Source organism: Alloalcanivorax profundimaris (assembly GCF_015265435.1).
GTDB lineage: Bacteria > Pseudomonadota > Gammaproteobacteria > Pseudomonadales > Alcanivoracaceae > Alloalcanivorax > Alloalcanivorax profundimaris.
The window spans coordinates 175,865-199,135 of record NZ_JABJWH010000010.1 but is presented as its reverse complement, the minus strand read 5'-3'; the positions used below and the strand labels follow the sequence as shown (position 1 = coordinate 199,135).

The window sequence follows — 23,271 nt, the reverse complement described above, 5'->3', positions numbered from 1 at the left end:
TCCTTTCGGTGTGGGCGTTGGCTTATTCGTGGCGCCAGGCCGCCGGTCGTTTTTCCAGGAAGGCGCTCAGGCCCTCCTGACCCTCGGCGCCGGTGCGCAGCTCGGCGATCAGGTCGGCGGTGTAGTCCACCACGGCCTGCTCCACGGCGCTGTCGTCGGCGCGGTGCACCAGTTCCCGGGCACGGCGCTGGGCACCGGGGGCGCCGGCCAGCAGGGCCGCGACCAGCCGCTCCACGGTGGTGTCCAGGTCCACGGCGGGCACCACTTCATGGACCAGCCCCAGTTGCCCGGCGCGGGGCGCGTCGATCACCTCGGCGGTCATGAAGTAGCGGCGCGCCTGACGGGCGCCCATGGCGCGCACCACATAGGGGGCGATCACCGCCGGCAGGATGCCCAGCTTCACCTCGCTGAGGCAGAAGCGGGCGTCGTCCGCGGCCAGCGCGATGTCGGCGGCGCAGATCAGGCCCAGGGCGCCACCGAACGCGGCCCCCTGGACCCGGGCGATGACCGGCTTGGCGGCGCCGTCGATGGTGCTCATCAGCGCCGCCAGGCGGCGCGCGTCGGCGCGGTTCTGGTCCGCGTCGAGCTCGCCCATGGCGCGCATCCAGTTGAGGTCGGCGCCGGCGGAGAAATGCTTGCCGGCGGCGTCCAGCACGATCACCCGGGTGTCGGCGTCGGCGCCGGCCTGCTCGAAGGCGTCGATCAGTGCTTCGATGATGGTGTTGTCGAAGGCGTTGCGCTTGTCCGGATTGTTCAGGGTGATGCGGGTCACCGGGCCCTGGTTGGTGGTTGTTATGCTCATGGTTGGCTCCTTGGCCGGGCCGTTACATGCGGAAAATGCCGTAGCGGGTTTCCTCGATGGGGGCATTGAGGCTGGCGGAAATCGCCAGGCCGAGCACGTCGCGGGTATCCGCCGGATCGATGACGCCGTCGTCCCACAGCCGGGCGCTGGCGTACCAGGGCCGGGCCATGGTTTCGTACTGCTCGGTCATGTCAGCCTGGAAGCGACGCGCCTCGCCCTCGTCCCAGTGCTCGCCTTTCTTTTTCAGGGCGGCGGCCTTCACCTGGGTGAGCACGCTGGCGGCCTGCTCGCCGCCCATCACCGAGATGCGCGCGTTCGGCCACATGAACAGGAAACGCGGGTCGTAGGCGCGCCCGCACATGCCGTAGTTGCCGGCGCCAAAGCTGCCGCCGGTGATCACCGTGAACTTGGGCACCCGGGCGCAGGCCACCGCGTTGACCAGTTTGGCGCCGTGTTTGGCGATGCCTTCCGCCTCGTACTTCTTGCCCACCATGAAACCGGTGATGTTCTGCAGGAACAGCAGCGGGATGCCGCGCTGATTGCACAGCTCCACGAAGTGGGCGCCTTTCAATGACGACTCGGAATAGAGCACGCCGTCGTTGGCGAGAATGCCCACCGGAAAACCGTGGATGCGGGCGAAGCCGGTGACCAGGGTGGTGCCGTAGTTGGTTTTGAATTCGTCCAGGTCGGAGTCATCGACGATGCGCGCGATCAGCTCCCGGGCCGGCATCGGCGAGCGGGTGGTGGGCGGAATCAGGCCGTACAGCTCGTCGCCGTCATAGGCTGGCGGGCGAGCCGGGCGCACGTCCAGCTGCTCCGGTTTGCGCCAGTTGAGCCGGTCGATGCAGCGCCGGGCGAGATCCAGGGCGTGGGGCTCGTCGTCGGCCAGATGATCGGCCACCCCGGACTGTTCGCCGTGCAGGGCGGCGCCGCCCAGTTCCTCGGCGGTGACTTCCTCGCCGGTGGCGGCTTTCACCAGGGGCGGGCCGGCCAGGAACACGGTGGAGTGCTCGCGCACCATGATCACCTCGTCGGCCATGGCCGGTACGTAGGCGCCGCCGGCGGTGCAGGAGCCGAGTACCACGCTGATCTGCGGGATGCCCCGGGCCGACATGTTCGCCATGTTGAAGAAGATGCGGCCGAAGTGCTCCCGGTCCGGGAACACCTCGTCCTGGCGGGGCAGGTTGGCGCCGCCGGAATCCACCAGATAGAGGCAGGGCAGATTGTTTTCCGCGGCCACCGCCTGGCAGCGCAGGTGTTTTTTCACGGTGAGCGGGTAGTAGCTGCCGCCTTTCACGGTGGGGTCGTTGGCGACGATCATGCACTCCACGCCGGCCACCCGGCCGATGCCGCCCACGCAGCCGGCGGCGGGCACGTCCTCGCCCGGGTAGACGCCGTCGGCGGCCAGCGCCGACAGTTCCAGGAACGGCGAGCCCGGGTCCAGCAGGTGCTGAATGCGTTCGCGCACCGGCAGCTTGCCGCGCTCGCGCAGGCGTTTTTCCGCGGCCTCGCCGCCGCCGGCGGCGACCCGGTCCAGTTTTTCCCGGAGTTCCTCGCGCAGCGCCAGGTTGTGGTCCCGGTATTCGCCGTACTCCGGCGCGCTCTTGTTGAGTTGGCTGATGATTTTTGGCATTTGGGCGGTCTCTTCGCGGCTAAATCGCGACTGAAGCGGAATGCCGCCCAGTCGCTCCTACGGCATGGTCGATCGGTTCGCGACTGAAGCGGAATGCCGCCCAGTCGCTCCTACGGCGTGGTCGATTGGTTCGCGGCTGAAGCCGCTCCTACGGCGGGTCCTGTAGGAGCGACTGGGCGGCATTCCGCTTCAGTCGCGATGGTTTTCAGGCGGTCTCGTTGAACAACTCGCGGCCGATCAACATACGGCGGATCTCGCTGGTCCCGGCGCCGATTTCATAGAGCTTGGCGTCGCGCAGCAGGCGGCCGGTGGGGTACTCATTGATGTAGCCGTTGCCGCCCAGGCACTGGATTGCTTCCAAGGCCATCTGGGTGGCGTTCTCGGCGCAGTAGAGGATGGCGCCGGCGGCGTCCATGCGGGTGGTGCGGCCGGCGTCGCAGTTGCGTGCCACCTGGTAGAGGTAGCCGCGGCTGGCGTTGAGGGTCACGTACATGTCGGCGATTTTGCCCTGCATCAGCTGGAATTCGCCGATCGCCTTGCCGAACTGCTTGCGCTCGTGCACGTAGGGCAGCACCACGTCCAGACAGGCCTGCATGATGCCGGTGCAGCCGCCGGACAGGACGGTGCGCTCGTAGTCCAGGCCGCTCATCAGCACCTTGACGCCTTCGCCGACCCGGCCCAGCACGTTCTCTTCCGGCACCTCGCAGTCCTCGAACACCAGCTCGCAGGTGTTGGAGCCGCGCATGCCCAGCTTGTCCAGCTTCTGGGCCTGGGAGAAGCCGGGGAAGTCGCGCTCCACCAGGAAGGCGGTGATGCCGCGCGGGCCGGCGTCCGCGTCGGTCTTGGCGTAGATCACGTAGGTGTTGGCGTCCGGGCCGTTGGTGATCCACATCTTGTTGCCGTTGAGCACGTAGCGGTCGCCTTTCTTGTCGGCGCGCAGGCGCATGCTCACGACATCGGAGCCGGCGCCGGGTTCGCTCATGGCGAGAGCGCCGATGTGCTCGCCGCTGACCAGCTTGGGCAGGTAGCGGGCGCGCTGGTCGTCGTTGCCGTTGAGCCAGATCTGGTTCACGCAGAGATTCGAGTGAGCGCCGTAGGACAGCCCCACGGAGGCGGAGGCCCGGGAAATTTCCTCCATCACCAGGGTGTGGGCCAGGTAGCCCAGGCCGGCGCCGCCGTATTCCTCGCCCACGGTGATGCCGAGCACGCCCAGATCGCCGAGCTTTTTCCACAGCTGATTGGGAAACTGGTTGTCGCGGTCCACCTGCTCGGCGAGCGGTGCGATCTCGTTGCGGGCGAAGGCGCGGGCGCTGTCGCGCAGGGCCTCCAGGGTGTCGTCCAGTTGAAAGTCCAGGCCGCCGTTAAACATGGTCGTTCTCCAGGTTCTCCATTGCTTGCCGGGCACGGGCCTCGGCGTCGTCCAGTTCCCCTTGCAGGATCCGGATGTCGGTGAGTTGTTGTTCGAGCTGGGCGCGTTTCTCCGTGATCTTGCCGATCAGGGCTTCGAGCTGCTCGCGATTGTCGCGGGCCGGGCGGTACATGAAGATCAGCTCCCGGGATTCCGCCAGGGAAAAGCCCAGCCGCTTGCCGCGCAGGATCAGTTTCAGGGTGGTGCGGTCCGCCGGTGAATAGATGCGGGTCTGGCCGCGCCGCCGGGGGCTCAGCAGGCCCTGATCCTCGTAGAAACGGATGGTGCGCGTGGTGACGTCGAAGTCACGGGCCAGTTCGCCGATGGTGTAGGTTTTTTGAGTATCCATGGGGTCGGAGACTAGGGGAAGTTTACGTTAACGTAAAGCATGCTTTTCCAGAAAGTATGGTTCTCCAGAAGGCACCCGCCCTTGCCTGCTCGGAAGGTAACCTTCCCCTTGAGGGGATGGAGCGGTAGGAGCGGCTTTGGCCGCGATTGGGGTTGGCACGGCGGTCGGTCCGGCTCGGTCGCCGGCGCGATACGGTAGCCTGGGCGGTTGGGGGGTGTTACCTTTAGCGCCCGCTGGTTCCGAGGGTGTGGGACGGTGATTTACAGAAAAGATCGCAAGGTCCTCAAAAGAGTGGATTTCGGGGCCGCCAAGAATTCCCTGATGGGGGTGTTGGCGGCCCTTGTGGTTTATGCGCTGGTGATCGCCTGGGGCCGGGTCTACGAGGCGTTCCAGCTGGAGGCGCTGATCGCCGGTGGCGCGGTGGTGGTGGTGACCGCCTTCCGCCTGTGGCTGGTGGCGCGCTTCGACGCCCTGTACGGCGCCGGGCCGGCGCGCTGGCGGCGGCTGTTCGCGCTCGGCCTGATTCTGCATGCCCTGGTATGGGGCCTGCTGCCCGCCTGGCTGGTGTGGCGGGTGGGCACCGGTTTCAACTTCTTCGTGGTGATTCTCTACAACGTGGGCGTGACCACGGCCCTGGGCAGTTCCTGGATGGCCGGGCTGCGGGTGCGGCAGGTCTACATCGTGCTCATGTTCCTGCCGGTGATCGCCGCCCTGGTGCTGGGCGGCGGCCTGCGTGAGTGGCTGCTGGCGATGCTGGTGGCGGCCTACACCTTCTACCTGTTCCGACTGTATCGCGGCCAGTACGAGCTGTTCTGGCACGCCGTCACCCGGGAGCGGCGCGGCAGCGTGGAGCGGCGCCGGGAGTTGCCGGCGAGCACCGATATCCAGCTCAGCCTAGTGTACCGGCTGGCCCATGAGTTGCGCACGCCGATGAATTCGGTGATGGGCATGATGTCGCTGCTGGAGGACACCCGCCTGGACGACGAGCAGCAGGAATACCTGCAGGTGGCGGGGCAGAGCGGCAAGCTGATGATCACCCTGATCGACGACGTGCTCGACTATTCCCGCATTCTCACCGGCCGCATCACCCTGAGCCCGGATTATTTCGACCTGCGCGTGGCCCTGGAGCAGATCCTGGAGGCGTTTGGCCCCATGGCCCAGAGCAAGGGCCTGGAATTGTCGGCGGTGGTGGACCGCATGCTGCCCAAGCGGGTGCGCGGCGACCGCGACCGTCTCATGCAGGTGCTCACCAATCTGCTCAGCAACGCGGTGAAGTTCAGCGAGCGGGGCGAGATTCGCGTGGACGTGGATTTCACCGCCGAGGGCGAGAACGACGGCGTGCTGCGGGTGCGGGTCAGTGATCAGGGCGCCGGCATGGACGCGGAAACCCTCAAGCATCTGTTCGAGGACCAGTTCCTGGACGGAGCCCAGGACGCCTTCGCGGTGCGCCACGCCGGTTTCGGGCTGCTGGTCTGCAAGGGCCTGATCGAGGCCATGGGCGGCCACATCGGCGCCGAGAGCGTGGAGGCGGAGGGCTCCACCTTCTGGTTCACGGTGCGTCTGGGCATGCAGTCGGACATGAGCGAATCCACCAAATTGTCCGCCGCCATGGGCCAGGTGCAGGGCCTGGTGGTGGGCGCCGGCAGCGGTTCCCTGGCCGCGCTTCAGGAGGAGTTCGAGGCCCTGGGCAGCCAATGCCAGGGCGCCCGGGATTACGACCACGCCCTGCAGGCGCTGCGCGCCGGCCACCGCGAGCAGGCGGAGTTCGATCTGCTGCTGGTGGACACCCACGACCGCCGCGAGCTGGCCCTGAACCTGTGCCGCAACGTGCTGGAGGACCCCAGCCTGCGGCCGGTGAAGCTGATGCTGATGTGCACCATCGAGGAGCGCGGCCAGCCCACCGTGCAGCGGCTGGTGGACAAGCACGGCCTGGTCACCCTGGTGCGGCCGGTGCATCGCTCCGGCCTGCGCATCGCCCTGGGCCGGGTGCTCGGCATTCGCCGCCAGGCGCCGGTGCAGGATCTGCCCACGGAAACCCCGGAGGAGCGTCAGCGCCGCAAGCTGTTCCGGCTGCTGCTGGTGGAGGACAACGAGGTCAACCAGCTGGTTACCCGGGGCATGCTCGGCAAGCTCGGCTACCAGGTGAAAACGGTGAACAACGCGGAAACCGCCCTGGCGCTGCTGGAGCAGGAAACCTTCGACCTGATCCTGATGGACTGCATGATGCCGGACCTGGACGGTTTCGACGCCACCCGGGTGCTGCGTGAGCGCGAGCAGGCCGAGGAACGCGCGCGCACGCCGGTGATCGCGATCACCGCCAACACCGCCGAAGGGGTGCAGGCGCGTTGCCTGGCCGCCGGCATGGATGACTTTCTCGCCAAACCCGTGCATCTTCAAGAACTGGAAACCGTTCTGCGGCGTTGGCTTTCGAAGGACGAGGACGACGCCGGAGGGGAACAGGACAGCGAATAACAAGAGGATGACGCCATGAGCCGACGGGCCTTGCTGCTGGGCGCCACTGGATTGGTGGGCGGACACTGCCTGCGACTGCTGCTGGAATGCGACGAGTACGACGAGATCCGGGTTCTCACCCGGCGCGCCACCGGGGTGGAGCACCCCAAGCTGGTGGAAAGGGTCATCGACCCGGCGGACATCGAGACGCAGGCGGACTTCTTCGCCGTGGACGACGTGTTCTGCGCCATCGGCACCACGCTCAAGCAAGCCGGTTCCAAGGACGCCTTCCGGCGCGTGGACCTGGATCTGGTGATCACCGTGGGCCGGCTGGCCCGGGACGCCGGCGTGCAGCGTTTCCTGCTGGTGTCGGCGGTCAACGCCAACGCCCATTCGCCGTTCTTCTACGCACGCACCAAGGGACAGCTGGAGCGCGAGCTCAAGGACCTCAAGCTGCCGCTGCTGGCTCTGTTCCAGCCGTCCCTGCTGCTCGGCGAGCGGGAAACGCCGCGCCCGGTGGAGGCGTTCGGCATCCGCTTTTCCAAGATCATCGACCCGATCACCCGCTGGACCGACGCCCACTGGTTGCCGGTAAGCGGCGAGCGGGTCGCCGAGGCACTGATCGGCATGGCGTTGATGGGCCCGGACACCGGCACCTACCGGGTACGGTTCCGGGATTTCATCGTCTACGCCGGCAAGTTCCGCGACAAATGCCTGCGCTCGGCGTCCTGAGCGCGGGGAGTTCACCCCGGACAATGGAAACAATGGAGAGACAATGAGTTTCGTCACCTGTGATCTGTGCGACGACAATGCCGATATCGTATCCGTGGTCACCGGCCTGAACTGGTTCGGCTACGGCGGCCGGAGTGCCTTCGGTGGCGAGATCGTCACCGTGAAATGCTTCGAGGACAATTCCCGGGTCAAGGAACACCTCGGCACCGACGGCAAGGGCAAGGTGCTGGTGGTGGACGGCGGCGGCAGCCTGCGCAACGCCCTGATCGGCGACATGATCGCCGAGAACGCGGTCAACAACGGCTGGGAAGGGGTGATCATCCATGGCGCCTGCCGGGACGTGGACGAACTGGCCAAACTCGATATCGGCGTCATGACGCTGGGCTGCGTGCCGGTCAAATCCGTGCGCCGCGACGAAGGCCAGCTCAATATCGACATCACCTTCGGCGGTGTCACCTTCCGCCCGGGCGAGTACGTCTACGCCGACAACAACGGCGTCATCGTGGCCCCGAAAGCCCTTCTGTAACGCCCTCCCGAGTAAGGCCCGCCGGCCCCTCCGGCGGGCGGTTTCCCGCCCACGTTTTGCGAAAATTTATAGTTCACCCGGTGCTGACGAGAGCCAGTCGGTTGTCCACCGTATAGGATGTAACGGAACATCCTTGCACGGTGGCGCCGCGGTGGCGCGCCGATTTTGCGTTGCTCTGCTCAAGGGGTGGTAGTACATGGAGCGTTTTCGTTGCTGGCCGGCGCTGATTCTGGCGTTGGTCTGCTGGCCGCTGGCGGCCCAGGGGTTCGGTTTTCAGGACGTCATCGACCGGGCCAAGGAGCGGGCCGGCGAGGCCTACCAGGCGCCGGCGCCGATCCCGCCCTTCCTGCAGGAACTCAACCACGAGCAATACCAGGGCATCCGCTTCAAGCCGGAACGCACCCTTTGGCACGAGAGCGGCTCGCGCTTCCAGGTGCGGCTGGTGTCGCCGGGGCTCTACTTCAAGCACGCGGTGAAGCTGCACCAGGTGGACGCGGAGGGCGTCCACGACGTGCCCTACGATAAAACCGATTTCAACTACACCAGCGAGGAGCTGGCGCGCCGGGTGCCCGCCGATCTGGGCTACGCCGGTTTCAAGCTCACCTATCCGCTGCACGGCGAAAAAAGCCGCGATCCGTTTCTGGTGTTCGCCGGCGCCAGTTATTTCCGCGCCATCGGGCCGGACAACCATTTCGGTCTGTCCGCCCGGGGCATCGCCGTGGACACCGGCCTGCCGTCCGGGGAGCAGTTCCCGTCGTTCACCGAGTTCTGGCTGGTGCGGCCCACCGCCAAGGCGGAAACCATGACCATTTACGCCTTGCTGGACGGCCGCAGCCTCACCGGCGCCTATCAGTTCGACGTGCGCGTCGGCGACGCGGCGGTGATGGACGTGAAATCCCGGCTGTTTATCCGCAACGACATCGAGAAGCTGGGCATCGCGCCGCTGACTTCCATGTTCTTCTACGGCGGCAACACCGCCCGCCCGGTGGGCGAGTGGCGCCCCCGGGTACACGACTCCGACGGCCTGCTCACCCACGACGCCGCCAGTGGCGAATGGCTGTGGCGGCCGTTGCTCAACCCCAAGAACCTGAAGATCGATTACTTCAGCGCCGGACAGATCGCCGGCTTCGGGCTGATGCAGCGCCAGACCCGCTTCGACGACTTCCAGGATTTCGCCGCCCACTACCACCAGCGTCCGAGCGCCTGGGTGGCGCCTAAGGGCGAGTGGGGCAAGGGCCGGGTGTCCTTGGTGCAACTGCCGTCGAACAACGAGAACAACGACAACGTGGTGGCGTTCTGGACGCCCTCGGAGCCGGCGCGCCAGGGCCAGGCCCTGGCCTACGATTACCGTCTCAAGTTCGGCGGGCCGGCGACCAGCGGCAGCGACCGGGCCGCCGCCGTGAAGACCTTCGTCGGCGACGGCAATCGGGCCGGCGGCGGCAACGTGGAAGGTGCCTACCGGGTGGTGGTGGATTTCGCCGGCGGCCCGCTCCAGGAACTGCCCGGCGACGCGCCGGTGACCAGTTCGGTGACCGCCGAGGGCAACGGCGAGGTGATCGAGCATTTCGTGGAGTACCTGTCGCCGGTGAACCGCTGGCGGATCTCGATTCTGGCCAAGCCGGCGCCGGAGCGGCCGCTGTCCCTGCGCGCCTTCCTCAAGAACGGCGACCAGGCGGTGAGTGAAACCTGGTCCTACGAGATCCCCGCCAACAACGACATCCTGGGAGGGGAATCCTGATGAGCGACAATCTGGTCGAGGATGCCCTGGGCCGGGCGCTGGCCTACCTGCGCCTGGCCGGCCTGGATGCCGACCCGGCACTGACCCGGCGCGCTCTGCGGCTGGTGGATGAAATGCTGGAGCAGGGTGAGGACGGCCTGGTCGAGCGGGTGATGACGGCGCTGCCGGAGCGTTTCCCGGTGCCCGAGCCGCTGGAACCGATGGGCGCGCCGCCGGTCCATCGCGGCGCCATCGGTTACGGCGTGGGGCGATGAGCCTGGCCATGACCGACCCCGCCGACGCGCCCACCGTACCACGCTGGAAAGCCGTGGCGGCGACCCGCCGAGGGTTGTTGATTCTGCTGGTGCTGGTCCAGACCCTGGGTGGCCTCTACGGCATGCAATCGGTGCTGCCGTACCACGGCGGCAACCTGCTGGAGAAGGGCATTCTGTTCCTGTTCGCGGTGCTGTTCGCCTGGATCTCGGTGGGTTTCTGGACCGCCGTGCTGGGCTTCTGGTTGCGCCGCCGGGGCGGTGATCCGTATTCCCTGGTGCGCCATTACGATGCCGCCACCCTGGCGGCCACGCCGTTGGCGCGCACCGCCGTGGTGATGCCGGTCTACAACGAACCGGTGGATCGCACCCTGGCCGGGCTGCGCGCCACCATCGAGGATCTGCGCGCCACCGGCGAGCTGGACCACTTCGATTTCTACATTCTTTCCGACAGCCGCGATGCCGAGCAGTGGCTCGCCGAGCGCAGCGCCTGGTACCGGCTGTGCGACGAGCAGGATCTGCACGGTCGGTTGTTCTACCGCCACCGGCCGGTGAACCTGAACTTCAAAAGCGGCAACGTGGCGGATTTTCTGCGCCGCTGGGGGCGGGACTACGCCTACATGGTGGTGCTCGACGCGGACAGCGTCATGGGCGGCAACACCCTCACGCGGATGGTGCGGCACATGGAACTGGCCCCCCGGGTGGGGATCCTGCAAACCAGCCCGTCGCTGATCAACGCTCATTCCGCCTTCGCCCGCTTCCAGCAGTTCGCCAACCGGGTGTACGGGCCGCTGTTCACCGCCGGCCTGGCCGGCATCCAGCTCGGCGAGGCGGCCTACTGGGGCCACAACGCCATTATTCGCACCGACCTGTTCATGCGCCATTGCGGGCTGCGCCGGCTGGCCGGGTTCGGCCTGTTCAAGGGGCCGATCATGAGCCACGATTTCGTCGAGGCCGCCTACATGGGGCGCGCCGGCTACGAGGTGTGGATGGAGCCGGAGCTGGACGAAAGCTACGAGGAATCGCCGCCCACCCTGGTGGACGAATTGACCCGGGACCGGCGCTGGGCCAAGGGCAACCTGCAGCACGCCTGGCTGTTCTTCTTCGCCCCCAAGCTGCGCTTCGCCCACCGCATGGCGTTTCTCAACGGCATCCTGTCCTACCTGTCGTCGCCGATCTGGCTGGCCTTCCTGATTCTGACCAGCATCGAGGCGACGCGGCTGACGTTGTGGCCCATCGATTATTTTCCCGAGCAACGTACCAGCATGTTCCCGGTGTGGCCGGAGTGGCATCCGCACTGGGCCGTGGGGTTGGTGCTGAGCACCCTGTTCCTGCTGTTCGTGCCCAAGTTCCTGGCGGTGCTGGATGTGCTGCTTACCGGCCGCCGCCGCCAGCATGGTGGCGCCGGGCGGCTGTTCCTGTCGGTATGCCTGGAGCTGCTGGTGTCCATGTTGCTGGCGCCGATCCGCATGCTCACTCACAGCCGCTACGTGCTGGAGGCACTGTTCAACGTGCGTCTGCACTGGGGCGGCCAGAACCGCACCGACGAAACCGGCTGGCGTCAGGCATTCATGAGCCAGGCGCCGGGCACCTTGCTGGCCATCGCCTGGTCGGGTCTGGCGCTGTGGCTGGATCCGATGTTCTTTTTCTGGTCGCTGCCGGTGGCGCTGCCGCTGATTCTGGCGGCGCCCACCTCGGTGCTGCTCAGTCGGGTGGCCATTGGCGAGGGCCTGCGTCGGCGGCGGTTGTTGCTGACGCCGGAGGAGCAAAGGCTCTCGCCCCAGGTGGATGCCATCGCCGCGCCCCGGCCGCTCAACGCGGCGCGGCTCACGGCCTTCGAGGCGGCGGTGCTGGACCCCCGGCTCAACCGGGTGCACCGGGCCCTGGCCCGGCGCCGCCGGCCGGTGGACCGGGAGGCCCATGAGCAATGGCTTCAACGTTGCATGAGCGACGGCCCGGAGGGCCTTAACCGGCGCCAGTTGAATGCCCTGGCCAGGGACGCGGACGCTCTCGGCCGTTTGCACCGGGCGGCCTGGACCGCGCCCCGTGACAGCTATTGGGGCGAGCGGGTCGGGGTGGTGAAAAGCCGGGATTATGGGTAGGCTTCTGTCCCTTCGATGACGCTTCAAGGGACGAAGCCATGCTGAGAGCCAATCCGGTCAGGGATTGCATGAAACCGGATCCCTTCACGCTTTCTCCTTCCTCGACGGTGAGCGATGCCGCCCGGGCCTTGCTGGCGCGCAACCTTTCCGGCGCGCCGGTGGTGGATGACGGTGGCGCGTTGATCGGCATGTTCTCCGAAGCGGACGCGCTCAAGGCGGCGCTGGACGCGGATTACCACGGTACCGGCAGCGGCCGGGTGGGGGATTATATGAGTCGCGAAGTGCATGGCGTGCCGGTGGCGGCCACCGTGCAGGAAGCGGCGGAACTGTTCTTGCGTTACCACCGGCGAACCCTGCCGGTGGTCCAGGGGCCGCGGCTGGTGGGACTGCTAAGCCGCGGGGATGTGCTGCGCCAGGTGACGCCGGCGAGGGCGACGTCGCCATGACGCAGGCACGATGTTCAATGACCAACAGGGGATCAACCCGATGAATCAACCTTACCAAGCACCGGAGGCCAGCCTGGGGGCTGGCTCCGAGGAAACCTACCAACCCAAGTTGTTCCAGACCTCCGGCCGGCTTGGCCGGGCGCGCTATTTCGTTTACGTGATGGCGCTCACCATGATCACCTACTTCGCCATGGGGCTGGTGATGGCGGTGGGGTTCGGCAGCGCCTCGCCGGGCAGCGGCCCGGGCGGGCTGTTCATTGCCATGATGTTGCTGGTGATGGCGCCGGTGGGCATTTTCACCACGGTGATGAGCATTATCTACGGCATTCGCAGGCTTAATGACCTGAACATGAGCGGCTGGATGATCCTGCTCATGTTCGTGCCCATCGCCAACTTCGTGATCGCCATCATGCTGCTGTTCGTGCCCGGCTCAAAGGTGGCCAACAAGTACGGCCCGAAACCGGCGCCTAACGGCAACGGCGTGATCGTCGCCCTGGTGGTTCTTCTGCTGCTGTTCGTCGGTGGCTTCGTGGGCATGGGCGCCATGGTCGGCTCCATGAGCCAGGGCATGAACAGCCCGGGCATGTACCAGATGGACGGCTACTGAGCATTACCCGGCCGGTGATCGCGGCTGAAGCCGCTCCTACCGCGTACCGTTCGCGGTAGGAGCGGCTTCAGCCGCGATGAATCAAAAAGGCTCCCCTCGGGGAGCCTTTTTTTGCGCCGATCGCCGCCAGGAGACGGCGGGCAAGGTCAGGGCAGCAGGTGTTTCACCGCGTCCCGTTCCTCGGCCAGCTCGGTCTCGGTGGCGGTCATGCGCTCGCGGGAGAAGTCGTTCACTTCCAGGCCCTGAACGATTTCCCAGTCGCCGTTCTTGCACACGCACGGGAAGGAGTAGATTAGGCCTTCCTGAATGCCGTAGGAACCGTCGCTGTAGATGCCCATGGACACCCAGTCGCCTTCATCGGTGCCCAGCGCCCAGGAGCGCATGTGGTCGATGGCGGCGTTCGCCGCGGAGGCGGCGGAGGACGCACCGCGGGCCTTGATGATGGCCGCGCCGCGCTGCTGCACGGTGGGGATGTACTCGTCCGCGTACCACTGCTGATCGACCTGCTCGGCGGCGTTCTTGCCGTCCACTTCGCAGTGGTGCAGATCCGGGTACTGGGTGGAGGAGTGGTTGCCCCAGATGGTCATCTTCTTGATGTCGTTGACGGTCTTGCCCAGCTTTTCGCCCAGCTGCGCCATGGCGCGGTTGTGGTCCAGGCGGGTCATGGCGGTGAACTGGCGCGGATCGATGTCCGGCGCGTTGCGCTGGGCGATCAGGGCGTTGGTGTTGGCCGGGTTGCCCACCACCAGCACCTTGATGTCGCGGCTGGCGGTTTCGTTGATGGCCTGGCCCTGGGCGGAGAAGATCGCCGCGTTGGCTTCCAGAAGGTCCTTGCGCTCCATGCCCGGGCCGCGCGGACGGGCGCCGACGAGCAGGGCGTAATCGGCGTCCTTGAAGGCCACCTTGGCGTCGTCGGTCTGCACGATGCCGGCAACCAGCGGGAAGGCGCAGTCTTCCAGTTCCATGGCGACGCCTTTCAGCGCTTCCAGGGCGGGGGTGATTTCGAGCAGCTGCAGGATGACCGGCTGGTCCTTGCCGAGCATGTCGCCGGAGGCGATCCGGAACAGCAGGGAGTAGCTGATTTGACCAGCGGCGCCGGTGACAGCAACGCGTACAGGTGCTTTCATGAAAAAATCTCCTTGGAGTCGTCGGGAGAAGCTGAGGAGCCTCTGAATCACTCCCCGGCGGTGGCGCCGTGGCGGCCGCCGACCGCCGGGGAGTCATTCCCAGGTTCCCTGGACGCGGCGCATTATAGAGTAGCCGCCCGGCGAGCGCACGGATCGTTGGCGGACGGTGGGTCAGACCAAAGGAGGGGACGGTGCCAAACTGGGATGTGATCGTGGCGGGGGCCGGCCAGGCGGGCTGCGCGGCGGCCTGGGATCTGGCCGCCGGCGGCGCCCGGGTGCTGCTGTTGCACGGCGGTCCGGAGCGGCCCAAGCCCTGCGCCGGCGGCCTTACCATTAAGGCGTTGCGGCGCTATCGCTTCCCGCTGGACGCGGTGATCCGCGAGCGGGTGGACCGGGTGGCCATGAGCCGCTCCGGCGAACCGCCGGTGACGGCGGGCGCGGCGGCGCCGTTCTGCGTGATGACCCACCGGCGCGAGCTGGACGCCCTGTGCCGGGAGCAGGCGCGGGCGCGGGGCGCCGGGTGGCATGTCACCGCCGGGGTGCGCGCGGTGCGCCAGGACCACCAGGGCGTGACCCTGATCAGCGCCGAGGGCGAGACGCTGCGCGCCACCTGGCTGATCGCCGCGGACGGCGCCCACAGTCCGGTGCGGCGCGCCTTGCAGGGGCAGCCCCCGGCGGCGCCGGCCATGGCTCTGGAGGGGCATCTGCCCCGGGAGCGGGCCCGGCGTTATCCCCCCATGACCCTGGACTTCCAGGAGGTGCCCGGCGGCTACGGCTGGCTGTTTCCCAAGGGCGATCACATCAACGTGGGCTTGTACGTGTGGCGCCGGGATCGGGCACGGCTGGCCCGCGAGCACCTGGCGGATTACGCCCGCCGGACCCTGGGCAGCGACGCCTTGGAAGAGGTGGGTGGCTATCCCCTTGGCACCTGGCTGGCGCGGCGCCCGCCGCGCTGCGGGCGGGTGCTGTTCGTTGGCGACGCCGCCGGCAGCACCGAGCCGTTGCTGGGGGAGGGCATCTACGGCGCCCTGGTCAGCGGCCAGCTGGCCGCCGGGGCGCTGCTGGCCGGCCGCCCGCGGGATTATCCGCTGCTATTGGCGGACTGGGGCGAGGAACTGCGCCAGGTGGAACGCATCACGCGCATCTTCTACGGCGTGCCGGCCCTGGGCTACGCCGCCCTGAGCCGCTGGCTGGCGCCGACCCTGCTGGCCGGGTACGCCGAGGGCCTGACCCTGGGCGGCACCAAGCGCGCCTGGCGCAGCCTCAAGGGGCGCCGTCACCTTCTCGGTAGCCCAGGGGCGTAACGCCGAACCAGCGCTTGAAGGCGCGGTTGAAGGCGCTTTGTTCCGAATAGCCCAGGTCCAGGGCGATCTGATTCACCGAGCGATCGCTGTGCAGCAGCCAGTCGCAGGCCAGGCGGCGCCGCTCGTCTTCCAGCAAGGTGGAAAAATCGGTGTGCTCGGCGCGCAGCCGCCGGCGCAGGGTCCAGGGTTTCACGCCCAGCCGGTCGGCGATGGGCTCCAGTTGCGGCACCCCGTCCACCAGCCGGCGCTGGATTTCCAGGCGCACCTGTTCGAGCAGGTTGTCCCGGGCCCGGTGGCGGGTCACGGCGCGCTGCACCCGGGAGCGGGCCAGCCGGTGCACCTCCGGGTCGGCGTCGCGCAGAGGCAGGTCGAGCACCGCCTCGTCCAGCACCAGGGCGTTCACCGGCTGCCGGAAGTGCACCGGGCAGCGGAACACGCGGCGGTATTCGCCGTCGTCCGCCGGCGCCCCGTGGCGCAGATGCAGGGCCAGGGGATCGCGCTCGGCACCCAGGATCCAGCGCCCGAACACCACCGCGCCGGTGAAGAAGGCATCCACCCGGTGCGGGCAGGTGGGCAGGTCCTCGAAGGGGGTCTCCCAGATCAGCCACAGGTCCCGGCCGCGCCATTCGAAGCGCAGTTCGGCGAATTCCGAGGTGACCCGGGTAAAGGGAATCATCAGTTCGATGGCGTCGCGCAGGGTGGCGCTGGACATGCTGGCGTAGCCCAGCTCGCCCATGAAGCGCGGGCGGATGCCTTCGCCCATGTGCAGCCCGAACATGGGGTCGCCGCTGCGCGCGACGGCGTGTTCCAGCAGCCGGTTTTCCACGCTCAGGGGAATGCGGGCGGCGGGGGATTCCAGGTCTTCCTCGGTGACGCCCAGGCGGATCAGCGCCTCGCTGAGATCGACGCCAGCGTGCAGGGCGGCGTCGAGCAGATACTCGATCCAGAACGAAGCCACGGTGAGGGAGCCGAAGCGGGCGGAGGCGACGTTGGACATAGGCGTTTCTTGTTATCGATGTCGGCGAAGCGAAGCATCAGGAAACGTCAGGGGGGTGGGGCAAGTCAATGACGAAAACCACCGACCGGGCCGCTCCTGGCCCGGCCGGTTCACGGACCGCTGGATCAGGCCTTCTGTTCGCGGGCCAGTTTGTTGACCTTGCGGCTGATGCGGTTGAGCTTCTTGTCCAGGCTTTCCATTTCTTCCCGGGTGGGCAGGCCCAGACCGTGTGCCAGACGTGCCCGCCAGTCGTCCTGGCTCTTCGCGCCGCCGCTTTTCTTGGCGTTGCGATCGCGCAGGGCCTCGCCGGTTTTCACCAGTTCCTGGAACCAGTCGCGGCCGGTTTCGGAGATTCGGGTGAACGCGCCGCGCGCGGCTTTGGTAAGCTTGTCCGCCGTGGCGTTGAGCTCGGTGACCGTGTCGTTGGTGGACGTGGTGTCAGTCATGGAGTGGGCCTCCTTTTCCAATGGTGTAAGTGAGCAAATGGTAACCAGGGCGCCGCGTCGATCACGGGATATTGTCCAACAATTAAACAAGCTGTCCCGGGCCGCCGGGACCAGGGAGAAAGCGCATCATGCAAGTGGTATTGCCCCAGGGCACCTATGACGCAGTGGCCGGCGACGGCGTTCAGGAATTCCGGGGCGTGCCGTTCGCGCGGCCGCCCTTGGGCGAGGACCGTTTCAAGGCGCCCCGGCCGTTGCCGGACAGCAAGGCGGTGACGCGCGCCGACCGGTACCCGCTGCCGTCTCTGCAGGTGCGCAATCCGATGATGGGGGTGGAGGACTCCGGCGAGGACTGCCTCTACCTGAACATCTGGGTGCCGGAAGGGGAGGGGCCCTTCCCGGTGATGCTCTGGTACCACGGCGGCGGCTACGTGGCCGGCTCCGCGTCCCAGATCCTGTATAACGGCGCCGCCCTGGCGGCCAGCCAGAAGGTGATCGTGGTGAACGCGGCTTACCGCCTGGGCGCCCACGGGTTCGCGGATTTCAGCGCGGTGGCGCCGGAGCTGGACGCGGACACCAACCTGGGCCTGCGCGATCAGGTGGCGGCCCTGGAATGGGTCAACCGCCATATCGAAGCCTTCGGTGGCCGTTCGGACCGGGTGACCATCTTCGGTGAATCCGCCGGCGGCTTCAGCGTCGCCACCCTGATGGCCACGCCCCGGGCGCGGCCTTTGTTCCAGGCCGCCATCGTGCAATCCGGCGCCGCCGATTTCGCCCTTGATCCGCAGGAAGTGGCCAAGGTGACCCGCGCCTTCCTGGAGGCGCTGCCCGGTGACGGCGGCGCCGCCGATAAGCTGCGCGACGCCGACGCCAAGGCCTGGATCAAGGCCCAGAATCAGGCCCTGCGCACCCTGGTCCGGCGCGGCCAGCGCGATACCACGCCCCAGTTCGCCATGAATTTCATGCCCATGGTGGACGGCGACCTGCTGCCGCGCCTGCCGGTGGACGCCATCGCCGACGGCGAGGCCGCCGACATCGCCCTGATGGCCGGCGTGTGCCGGGACGAATACCACTTCTTCCAGTACGCCGGGCCGCTGGCCGGCTTTCCCACCGTGGAGGAGCTGCGCGGCTATGACGACGAGGAGATCCTGCGTCGCTTCGAGCGCGCCCTGCCGGGTAATGGCGAGCGGGTGCTGGCCCATTACCGGCGCACCGTCACCCCGGACCCGGCGCGCAGCAACATGGACTGGTTCTCCGCCATGGAGACCGACCGGCTGTTCCGTATCCCCACCCTGCGTCTGCTGGATGCCCAGGCCGCCCACCGGCCCGACACCTACGGCTACCAGTTCACCTGGCCCAGCCAGCAGTTCGGCGTGCCCATGGGCGCCTGCCACGTGGTCGACGTGCCGTTCGTGTTCGGCGTCACCGACACCGTGCCCGGCCAGTTCTTCACCGGCGGCACCGACCAGGCCCGGGCGCTGTCCGAGCGGGTGCGCGATGACTGGGGCGCCTTCGCCCGGGGCGAGGCGCCCTCCGGGCCAGCCTGGGGCGAAGGCCGCCGGGTGGTCCAGTACGGCCCCGGCGACGCCACGGCGGCGCTGTTCCAGGCCGACGATGAAGCCCTGTGGGCGGACATCATCCCGCGTCCGAGCCCGGGGACTGCAAACTAGCGTTATAAAGCGTAGAATATAGCCCTCGCTAATCAGGAGCCCTCCCATGACCGTGGCCCAGGCCATTGAACGCAAGGTGCGTGACGCCTTGCCCGTCGATCATTTACGGATCGAGAACGAGAGTCACAAGCACAATGTGCCGCCGGATTCGGAAACCCACTTCAAGCTGGTGGTGGTCTCCGAAAGCTTTCAGGGGCAGATGCCGGTGCGTCGCCATCAGGCGGTGTACGGCGTGCTCGGCGAGGAACTGAACGGCCCGGTGCACGCCCTGGCGTTGCACCTGTTCACGCCGGAGGAATGGCGCGCCCAGGGCGGTGACGTGGCGGATTCGCCGGACTGCCGGGGCGGCAGCAAGCATGATCCGGAGTTCCGCCGATGAGCGCCGGCGACATCGTGGTGGCGGCGCTCTACCGCTTCACCCGGCTGGAGGATTTTCAGTCGCTGCGCGAGCCGCTGCTGGCGCTGATGCTGGAGCGCGACGTGAAGGGCACGCTGCTGCTTGCCCGGGAGGGCATCAACGGCACCGTCTCCGGGCGCCGCGCCGACATCGACGCGGTGCTCGACTGGCTGCGCGCCGACCCGCGCCTGGAAGAGCTGGAATACAAGGAATCCTTCACCGACCAGCACCCCTTCCTGCGCACCAAGGTCAAGCTCAAGAAGGAAATCGTCACCATGGGCGTGGAGGACCTGGACCCCAACCGCAGCCGGGGCACCTACCTGGAAGCGGAGGAATGGAACCGGGTGATCGCCGACCCGGAAACCCTGGTGATCGATACCCGCAACGATTATGAGTACGAGGTGGGCACCTTCCAGGGGGCGGTGAACCCCAATACCAAGGCGTTCCGGGATTTCCCCGATTACGTGCGCGACAACCTGGACCCGGCCCGCCACAAACGGGTGGCCATGTTCTGCACCGGCGGCATCCGTTGCGAGAAATCCACCGCCTACCTGAAGGAGCAGGGTTTCGAGGAGGTCTACCACCTCAAGGGCGGCATCCTGAAGTACCTGGAAACCATGCCCGAGGACCGCTCCCTGTGGCGCGGCGAGTGTTTCGTGTTCGATGAACGCGTCACCGTGAACCACGATCTGGAGCCGGGCGGTTACGACCAGTGCCACGCCTGCCGGCGGCCGATTTCCGAGGCCGACAAGGCGTCGCCGCAATTCCAGCAGGGGGTGTCCTGCCCGCACTGCTACCACGAATCCACGGCGGAGCAGAAAGCGCGCTTCGCCGAACGCCAGAAGCAGATCGAGCTGGCCCGGCGGCGCGGCGAGCCGCACCTTGGCCACGATCCCCGCGAGCCCTCCGAGGAGTCCTGATTGATGCGCATCCTTGTGGCCGTGATCGGCCTGTTGTTGTCCCTGAGCGCCGCCGCCGATCCGGTGCGCGTGGCGGTGGCCGCTAATTTCGCCAAGCCCCTGGAAACCCTGGTGGCGCTGTACCAGCGTGATCATCCGGACGCGGACATCGAGACCACGGTGGCCTCCACCGGCAAGCTGGCGGCGCAGATTCGCCGTGGCGCGCCCTTCGACATCTTCCTGGCCGCCGACGCCCGCCGCCCCGAGGAACTGGACCAGGAAGGCCTGGGCGTGGACGGCTCACGGCGTATCTACGCCATGGGCCGGCTGGCCCTGTGGAGCAAGCAGGACGGCCTGGATCTGGGCCCGGCGCTGCTGAAAAGCGGCGACATCAGCCCGCTGGCCCTGGCCAACCCGAGGCTGGCGCCCTATGGCGCCGCCGGCCAGGCGGTGATCGACCATCTGGGCCTGCCGGACTCGGTGAACATCGTGCAGGGCGAGAACGTGGGCCAGGCCTGGCACTACGCCAGCAGCGGCGCCGCCCAGGCCGGCTTCGTGGCCTTCAGCCAGGTACGGGGCGCCGGCGGCAGCCTGTGGCTCCCGGATCCGGCCCTGTACCCGGCCATCGAGCAGCAAAGCCTGCTGCTGGTAGAGCGCCCGGCGGCCCGCGCCTTCTACGATTTTCTCGCCACGGAGGCCGCCGGTGAACGCATCGAGCAGGCCGGTTACGGGCTGGCGCCCCGTTGAACGTCTCCCCGGCGGACTGGCAGGCGCTGTGGGTCAGCGTCCGCCTGGCGCTGATCAGCACCGGTCTGTTGCTGGTGATCTGCACGCCCCTGGCCTGGTGGCTGGCGCGCCGCCGGCGCCCCGGCCAGGCCCTGCTGGAATCGGTACTGGCGTTGCCGCTGGTGCTGCCGCCCACGGTGCTGGGCTTCTACCTGCTTCTGTGGCTCGGCCCGGACGGGCCGGGCGGTCTGCTGGCCCGCCTGTGGGGTGGCCATAGCCTGGCGTTCACCTTCACCGGCCTGGTGATCGGGTCGGTGATCTATTCCCTGCCGTTCGTGCTGCAACCGCTCAAGAACGCCTTCGCCGCCATCGACCGGGACACCCTGGACATGGCCGCCACCCTGGGCGCGCCGCCCTGGGACCGGTTCCGCAATGTGGTGATGCCCCTGGCCCGGCCCGGTTATCTGTCGGCGGCGGTGCTCGGTTTCGCCCACACCCTGGGGGAATTCGGCGTGGTGCTGATGATCGGCGGGAGTCTGGCCGGCGAGACCCGGGTGGCGTCCGTGGCGCTCTACGAGCATGTGGAAGTGGGGGACTACGCCCGGGCCCATCATCTGGCCCTGGTGCTGGTGGTGCTTTCGGTGGCGATGCTGTGGGGCCTGTTCCGCTGGCAGCGGCGCCCGGGGGCGCTGCCATGAGTCTGCAGGTGGATCTGGCCCTGGAGCGGGGCGATTTCCGGCTCAGCGTCAACGGCGCGCTGCCGGAGCGCGGCGTGACCATCCTGTTTGGCGTCTCCGGGGCCGGCAAGAGCAGCCTGCTCAAGGCGATCGCCGGCCTGCAGCCGTGCCGGGGCCTGATCCGCTTCGATGATCGGGTGTGGCAGGACGAGCACCAGGCTCTTCCCGCCCACCGCCGCCCGGTGGGCCTGATGCTGCAACGGCCGACCCTGTTCCCGCACCTGGACGTGGCCGGCAACCTGCGCTTCGCGGCGCGCCGCTCCGGCGCCACCGACGGCCGCTGGCGGGAAGTGGTGGCGCTGACCGAGCTGCAGCCGCTGATGGAGCGCGGCGTGGCCGGCCTGTCCGGCGGCGAGGCCCAGCGCGTGGCTCTGGCTCGGGCCCTGCTCACCGAACCGGACCTGCTGATGCTGGACGAGCCCCTGTCCGCCCTGGACGCGGAGCGCCGCCAGGCGTTGATGGCGGTGATCGCCCGGGTCGGTGAACGTCTGCCGGTGCTCTACGTGACCCACCAGCTCGACGAAGTGATGACCTTGGGCGACCACCTGTGGTGGCTGGACCGGGGCGGCCTGCGCGAGCAGGGCCCCCTGGCGGAGTGCCTGGCCGGCCTGCACGGGCCCCTGGCCGCCGGCGGCCAGGCGGCGGTGGTGTTGCGTACCCGCCACCGGGGCTACGACGAGCGCCACCATCTGCTCGAGCTGACCCTGGGCGACGCCGTGCTGCGCCTGCCCGCCGCCGGTCCCCGGGGCGACACGCCGCGCCTCAAGGTGGCGGCCCGGGACGTGAGCCTGGCGCTCAGCCCGGTGCGGGATTCCAGTGTTCTCAATATCCTGCCCGCCACCGTGGACGCCCTGCGTGACCTGGGCCACGGCCAGTGCCTGGTGCGCCTGCGCTGCGCCGACCAGTGGCTGCTGGCGCGGGTCTCCACCCTGTCCCGGGACCGTCTGGGGCTGCGTCCGGGCCTGGCGCTCCACGCCCAGATCAAGGCCGCCGCCCTGGTCTAGCAGGCGCTGCCCGCCGATCCCCGCACAAGTCGGTTGCAATCCTTGCCGCCTCCTGGCACATGTTAACGCCCAGGAACGGGACCAAGGGGAAGGAAGGATGCAAGGCGAATACGACTGGGTGCTGGTGGCGCTGTCCTACGGCGTATCGGTGCTGGGCGCGGTCACCGCGCTGCAGCTGGCCATCGATATCCCGCTGGCGCGGGGCCCCGGGCGTCGCCTGGCGGCGGTGCTGGCCTCGGCCCTGGCCATGGGCGGCGGCGGCATCTGGGCGATGCACTTCATCGCCATGCTGGCCTGCCGGATACCCGTGCCGGTGGCCTACGACATCGGCCTGACCCTGCTTTCCGCCTTGATCGCCGTGGCCGCCTGCGCCCTGGGTCTGGCCTGGGCCGGCCTGGGCGAGTTCCGGCAACGCCGGGTGGTGCCGGCGGGCCTGTTCATGGGCCTGGGCGTGGCCGGCATGCACTACACCGGCATGGCCGCCATGCTGATGCCGGCGACCATCCACTACGATCCCTGGCTGGTGGCCGCCTCCGTGGTCATCGCCGTGGTCGCCTCGATGGCGGCGCTGTGGACGGCGTTCACCCTGCGCGGCGGCTGGCGCATGGTGGGGGCCGCGGTGATCATGGGGGTGGCGGTGTGCGGCATGCACTACACCGGCATGGCGGCGGCCGGCTACACGCCCCGGGGGACCGTGCCCGCCGCCGGATCCCTGGGCACTCTCGGCGGCGACCGGCTCGGCGTCACCACCTTCCTGGTCACCGCCTTCCTGCTCAGCGCCACGCTGATGGTCAGCCACGTGCGCTTCCTGCGCCGCCAGGCGGCCAGTCTGTAGCCGCCGGTTGGAAATCTGGTAGGCTCGGAACCGCGTGCCCGGCACGCGCGAGAATAACAGGGCGGGGGCACCGCTCTTTGGGGGAGA

At 68.0% G+C, this 23,271-nt stretch carries 23 protein-coding genes; 16 read left to right on the top strand and 7 right to left on the bottom strand.

What is annotated here, in order from left to right; all coding sequences use genetic code 11:
* Positions 1-22: 22 nt before the first annotated feature.
* The 4 genes from HMJ39_RS07185 to HMJ39_RS07170 form a co-directional block, all read right to left on the bottom strand.
* A complete protein-coding gene (locus HMJ39_RS07185) occupies positions 23-802 on the bottom strand; it encodes an enoyl-CoA hydratase-related protein (protein WP_194296768.1) in 780 nt (259 codons plus the stop codon).
* Positions 803-824: 22 nt separating this feature from the next.
* Positions 825-2,435, bottom strand: coding sequence for a carboxyl transferase domain-containing protein (locus tag HMJ39_RS07180; protein ID WP_194296767.1), 1,611 nt, complete (start codon positions 2,433-2,435; stop codon positions 825-827).
* A 205-nt stretch (positions 2,436-2,640) separates the two neighbouring features.
* Positions 2,641-3,804 (bottom strand): isovaleryl-CoA dehydrogenase, encoded by a 1,164-nt coding sequence (locus HMJ39_RS07175; protein ID WP_194296766.1) that lies wholly within the window; start codon positions 3,802-3,804, stop codon positions 2,641-2,643.
* Positions 3,797-4,192, bottom strand: coding sequence for a MerR family transcriptional regulator (locus HMJ39_RS07170; RefSeq protein ID WP_194296765.1), 396 nt, complete (start codon positions 4,190-4,192; stop codon positions 3,797-3,799). The genes HMJ39_RS07175 and HMJ39_RS07170 overlap by 8 nt, the downstream gene beginning before the upstream one ends.
* A gap of 321 nt (positions 4,193-4,513) precedes the next feature.
* Here HMJ39_RS07170 and HMJ39_RS07165 point away from each other — a divergent pair, with 321 nt between their 5' ends.
* The 8 genes from HMJ39_RS07165 to HMJ39_RS07130 all read left to right on the top strand — a co-directional run bounded on the left by HMJ39_RS07165 (position 4,514) and on the right by HMJ39_RS07130 (position 13,045).
* The gene (locus tag HMJ39_RS07165) at positions 4,514-6,664 is read left to right on the top strand and encodes a response regulator (protein ID WP_161386168.1); all 2,151 of its coding nucleotides are present in this window, start codon (positions 4,514-4,516) and stop codon (positions 6,662-6,664) included.
* Between the two features lie 15 nt (positions 6,665-6,679).
* Positions 6,680-7,375, top strand: coding sequence for an NAD(P)H-binding protein (locus HMJ39_RS07160; RefSeq protein ID WP_161386161.1), 696 nt, complete (start codon positions 6,680-6,682; stop codon positions 7,373-7,375).
* A 43-nt stretch (positions 7,376-7,418) separates the two neighbouring features.
* Positions 7,419-7,901 carry a ribonuclease E activity regulator RraA gene (gene rraA, locus HMJ39_RS07155; RefSeq protein ID WP_194296764.1) on the top strand — a complete coding sequence of 161 codons (483 nt, stop codon included), beginning with the start codon at positions 7,419-7,421 and terminating at the stop codon, positions 7,899-7,901.
* Positions 7,902-8,097: 196 nt separating this feature from the next.
* Positions 8,098-9,639 carry a glucan biosynthesis protein G gene (locus HMJ39_RS07150; RefSeq protein ID WP_194296763.1) on the top strand — a complete coding sequence of 514 codons (1,542 nt, stop codon included), beginning with the start codon at positions 8,098-8,100 and terminating at the stop codon, positions 9,637-9,639.
* Positions 9,639-9,893 carry a hypothetical protein gene (locus tag HMJ39_RS07145; RefSeq protein WP_161386164.1) on the top strand — a complete coding sequence of 85 codons (255 nt, stop codon included), beginning with the start codon at positions 9,639-9,641 and terminating at the stop codon, positions 9,891-9,893. The genes HMJ39_RS07150 and HMJ39_RS07145 overlap by 1 nt, the downstream gene beginning before the upstream one ends.
* Positions 9,894-9,901: 8 nt before the next feature.
* Positions 9,902-11,992: a glucans biosynthesis glucosyltransferase MdoH gene (gene mdoH, locus HMJ39_RS07140; protein WP_194296762.1), complete on the top strand. Its 2,091-nt coding sequence runs from the start codon at positions 9,902-9,904 to the stop codon at positions 11,990-11,992.
* A 68-nt stretch (positions 11,993-12,060) separates the two neighbouring features.
* Positions 12,061-12,438 (top strand): CBS domain-containing protein, encoded by a 378-nt coding sequence (locus tag HMJ39_RS07135; RefSeq protein ID WP_256244978.1) that lies wholly within the window; start codon positions 12,061-12,063, stop codon positions 12,436-12,438.
* 40 nt (positions 12,439-12,478) lie between these two features.
* Positions 12,479-13,045, top strand: a complete 567-nt coding sequence (locus HMJ39_RS07130) for a DUF805 domain-containing protein (protein ID WP_194296760.1) — start codon at positions 12,479-12,481, stop codon at positions 13,043-13,045.
* Between the two features lie 146 nt (positions 13,046-13,191).
* On the opposite strand, the gene HMJ39_RS07125 is transcribed toward HMJ39_RS07130, so the two are convergent.
* A complete protein-coding gene (locus tag HMJ39_RS07125) occupies positions 13,192-14,172 on the bottom strand; it encodes a malate dehydrogenase (RefSeq protein ID WP_161385803.1) in 981 nt (326 codons plus the stop codon).
* Positions 14,173-14,363: 191 nt separating this feature from the next.
* On the opposite strand from HMJ39_RS07125, the gene HMJ39_RS07120 reads away from it, so the two are divergent.
* Positions 14,364-15,476: a geranylgeranyl reductase family protein gene (locus tag HMJ39_RS07120; RefSeq protein ID WP_161385802.1), complete on the top strand. Its 1,113-nt coding sequence runs from the start codon at positions 14,364-14,366 to the stop codon at positions 15,474-15,476.
* Here the strand turns inward: HMJ39_RS07120 and HMJ39_RS07115 are convergent.
* Positions 15,436-16,473, bottom strand: a complete 1,038-nt coding sequence (locus tag HMJ39_RS07115; RefSeq protein WP_194296759.1) for an AraC family transcriptional regulator — start codon at positions 16,471-16,473, stop codon at positions 15,436-15,438. The two genes, HMJ39_RS07120 and HMJ39_RS07115, sit on opposite strands and share 41 nt — an antisense overlap.
* Positions 16,474-16,598: 125 nt before the next feature.
* The gene (locus HMJ39_RS07110; RefSeq protein WP_194296758.1) at positions 16,599-16,919 is read right to left on the bottom strand and encodes a poly(hydroxyalkanoate) granule-associated protein; all 321 of its coding nucleotides are present in this window, start codon (positions 16,917-16,919) and stop codon (positions 16,599-16,601) included.
* A 128-nt stretch (positions 16,920-17,047) separates the two neighbouring features.
* Between HMJ39_RS07110 and HMJ39_RS07105 the strand changes: the two genes are divergently transcribed.
* From HMJ39_RS07105 to HMJ39_RS07075, 7 genes are all read left to right on the top strand, one after another.
* The gene (locus tag HMJ39_RS07105; RefSeq protein ID WP_194296757.1) at positions 17,048-18,586 is read left to right on the top strand and encodes a carboxylesterase/lipase family protein; all 1,539 of its coding nucleotides are present in this window, start codon (positions 17,048-17,050) and stop codon (positions 18,584-18,586) included.
* Between the two features lie 46 nt (positions 18,587-18,632).
* On the top strand, positions 18,633-18,965 hold the full coding sequence (locus HMJ39_RS07100) for a BolA family protein (RefSeq protein WP_194296756.1): 333 nt from the start codon (positions 18,633-18,635) through the stop codon (positions 18,963-18,965).
* Positions 18,962-19,903 (top strand): oxygen-dependent tRNA uridine(34) hydroxylase TrhO, encoded by a 942-nt coding sequence (gene trhO / locus HMJ39_RS07095; RefSeq protein ID WP_194296755.1) that lies wholly within the window; start codon positions 18,962-18,964, stop codon positions 19,901-19,903. The genes HMJ39_RS07100 and trhO overlap by 4 nt, the downstream gene beginning before the upstream one ends.
* A gap of 3 nt (positions 19,904-19,906) precedes the next feature.
* Positions 19,907-20,629, top strand: coding sequence for a molybdate ABC transporter substrate-binding protein (gene modA / locus HMJ39_RS07090; protein WP_194296754.1), 723 nt, complete (start codon positions 19,907-19,909; stop codon positions 20,627-20,629).
* On the top strand, positions 20,626-21,306 hold the full coding sequence (gene modB / locus HMJ39_RS07085) for a molybdate ABC transporter permease subunit (protein ID WP_194296753.1): 681 nt from the start codon (positions 20,626-20,628) through the stop codon (positions 21,304-21,306). Before modA ends, modB begins: the two co-directional genes overlap by 4 nt.
* On the top strand, positions 21,303-22,349 hold the full coding sequence (gene modC, locus HMJ39_RS07080) for a molybdenum ABC transporter ATP-binding protein (protein WP_161385795.1): 1,047 nt from the start codon (positions 21,303-21,305) through the stop codon (positions 22,347-22,349). The genes modB and modC overlap by 4 nt, the downstream gene beginning before the upstream one ends.
* A 97-nt stretch (positions 22,350-22,446) precedes the next feature.
* Positions 22,447-23,184: an MHYT domain-containing protein gene (locus HMJ39_RS07075; RefSeq protein ID WP_161385794.1), complete on the top strand. Its 738-nt coding sequence runs from the start codon at positions 22,447-22,449 to the stop codon at positions 23,182-23,184.
* Positions 23,185-23,271 lie beyond the last annotated feature (87 nt).

Coding starts and splice junctions, on each gene's coding strand:
- HMJ39_RS07115 (WP_194296759.1), bottom strand. CDS start 16,473: ATGTCCAACGTCGCCTCCGCCCGCTTCGGCTCCCTCACCGTGGCTTCG.
- modA (WP_194296754.1), top strand. CDS start 19,907: ATGCGCATCCTTGTGGCCGTGATCGGCCTGTTGTTGTCCCTGAGCGCC.
- HMJ39_RS07125 (WP_161385803.1), bottom strand. CDS start 14,172: ATGAAAGCACCTGTACGCGTTGCTGTCACCGGCGCCGCTGGTCAAATC.
- mdoH (WP_194296762.1), top strand. CDS start 9,902: ATGACCGACCCCGCCGACGCGCCCACCGTACCACGCTGGAAAGCCGTG.
- HMJ39_RS07185 (WP_194296768.1), bottom strand. CDS start 802: ATGAGCATAACAACCACCAACCAGGGCCCGGTGACCCGCATCACCCTG.
- HMJ39_RS07180 (WP_194296767.1), bottom strand. CDS start 2,435: ATGCCAAAAATCATCAGCCAACTCAACAAGAGCGCGCCGGAGTACGGC.
- HMJ39_RS07075 (WP_161385794.1), top strand. CDS start 22,447: ATGCAAGGCGAATACGACTGGGTGCTGGTGGCGCTGTCCTACGGCGTA.
- trhO (WP_194296755.1), top strand. CDS start 18,962: ATGAGCGCCGGCGACATCGTGGTGGCGGCGCTCTACCGCTTCACCCGG.
- HMJ39_RS07145 (WP_161386164.1), top strand. CDS start 9,639: ATGAGCGACAATCTGGTCGAGGATGCCCTGGGCCGGGCGCTGGCCTAC.
- HMJ39_RS07105 (WP_194296757.1), top strand. CDS start 17,048: ATGCAAGTGGTATTGCCCCAGGGCACCTATGACGCAGTGGCCGGCGAC.
- HMJ39_RS07130 (WP_194296760.1), top strand. CDS start 12,479: ATGAATCAACCTTACCAAGCACCGGAGGCCAGCCTGGGGGCTGGCTCC.
- HMJ39_RS07165 (WP_161386168.1), top strand. CDS start 4,514: ATGGGGGTGTTGGCGGCCCTTGTGGTTTATGCGCTGGTGATCGCCTGG.
- HMJ39_RS07160 (WP_161386161.1), top strand. CDS start 6,680: ATGAGCCGACGGGCCTTGCTGCTGGGCGCCACTGGATTGGTGGGCGGA.
- HMJ39_RS07170 (WP_194296765.1), bottom strand. CDS start 4,192: ATGGATACTCAAAAAACCTACACCATCGGCGAACTGGCCCGTGACTTC.
- HMJ39_RS07135 (WP_256244978.1), top strand. CDS start 12,061: ATGAAACCGGATCCCTTCACGCTTTCTCCTTCCTCGACGGTGAGCGAT.
- modC (WP_161385795.1), top strand. CDS start 21,303: ATGAGTCTGCAGGTGGATCTGGCCCTGGAGCGGGGCGATTTCCGGCTC.
- HMJ39_RS07150 (WP_194296763.1), top strand. CDS start 8,098: ATGGAGCGTTTTCGTTGCTGGCCGGCGCTGATTCTGGCGTTGGTCTGC.
- HMJ39_RS07100 (WP_194296756.1), top strand. CDS start 18,633: ATGACCGTGGCCCAGGCCATTGAACGCAAGGTGCGTGACGCCTTGCCC.
- HMJ39_RS07110 (WP_194296758.1), bottom strand. CDS start 16,919: ATGACTGACACCACGTCCACCAACGACACGGTCACCGAGCTCAACGCC.
- HMJ39_RS07175 (WP_194296766.1), bottom strand. CDS start 3,804: ATGTTTAACGGCGGCCTGGACTTTCAACTGGACGACACCCTGGAGGCC.
- rraA (WP_194296764.1), top strand. CDS start 7,419: ATGAGTTTCGTCACCTGTGATCTGTGCGACGACAATGCCGATATCGTA.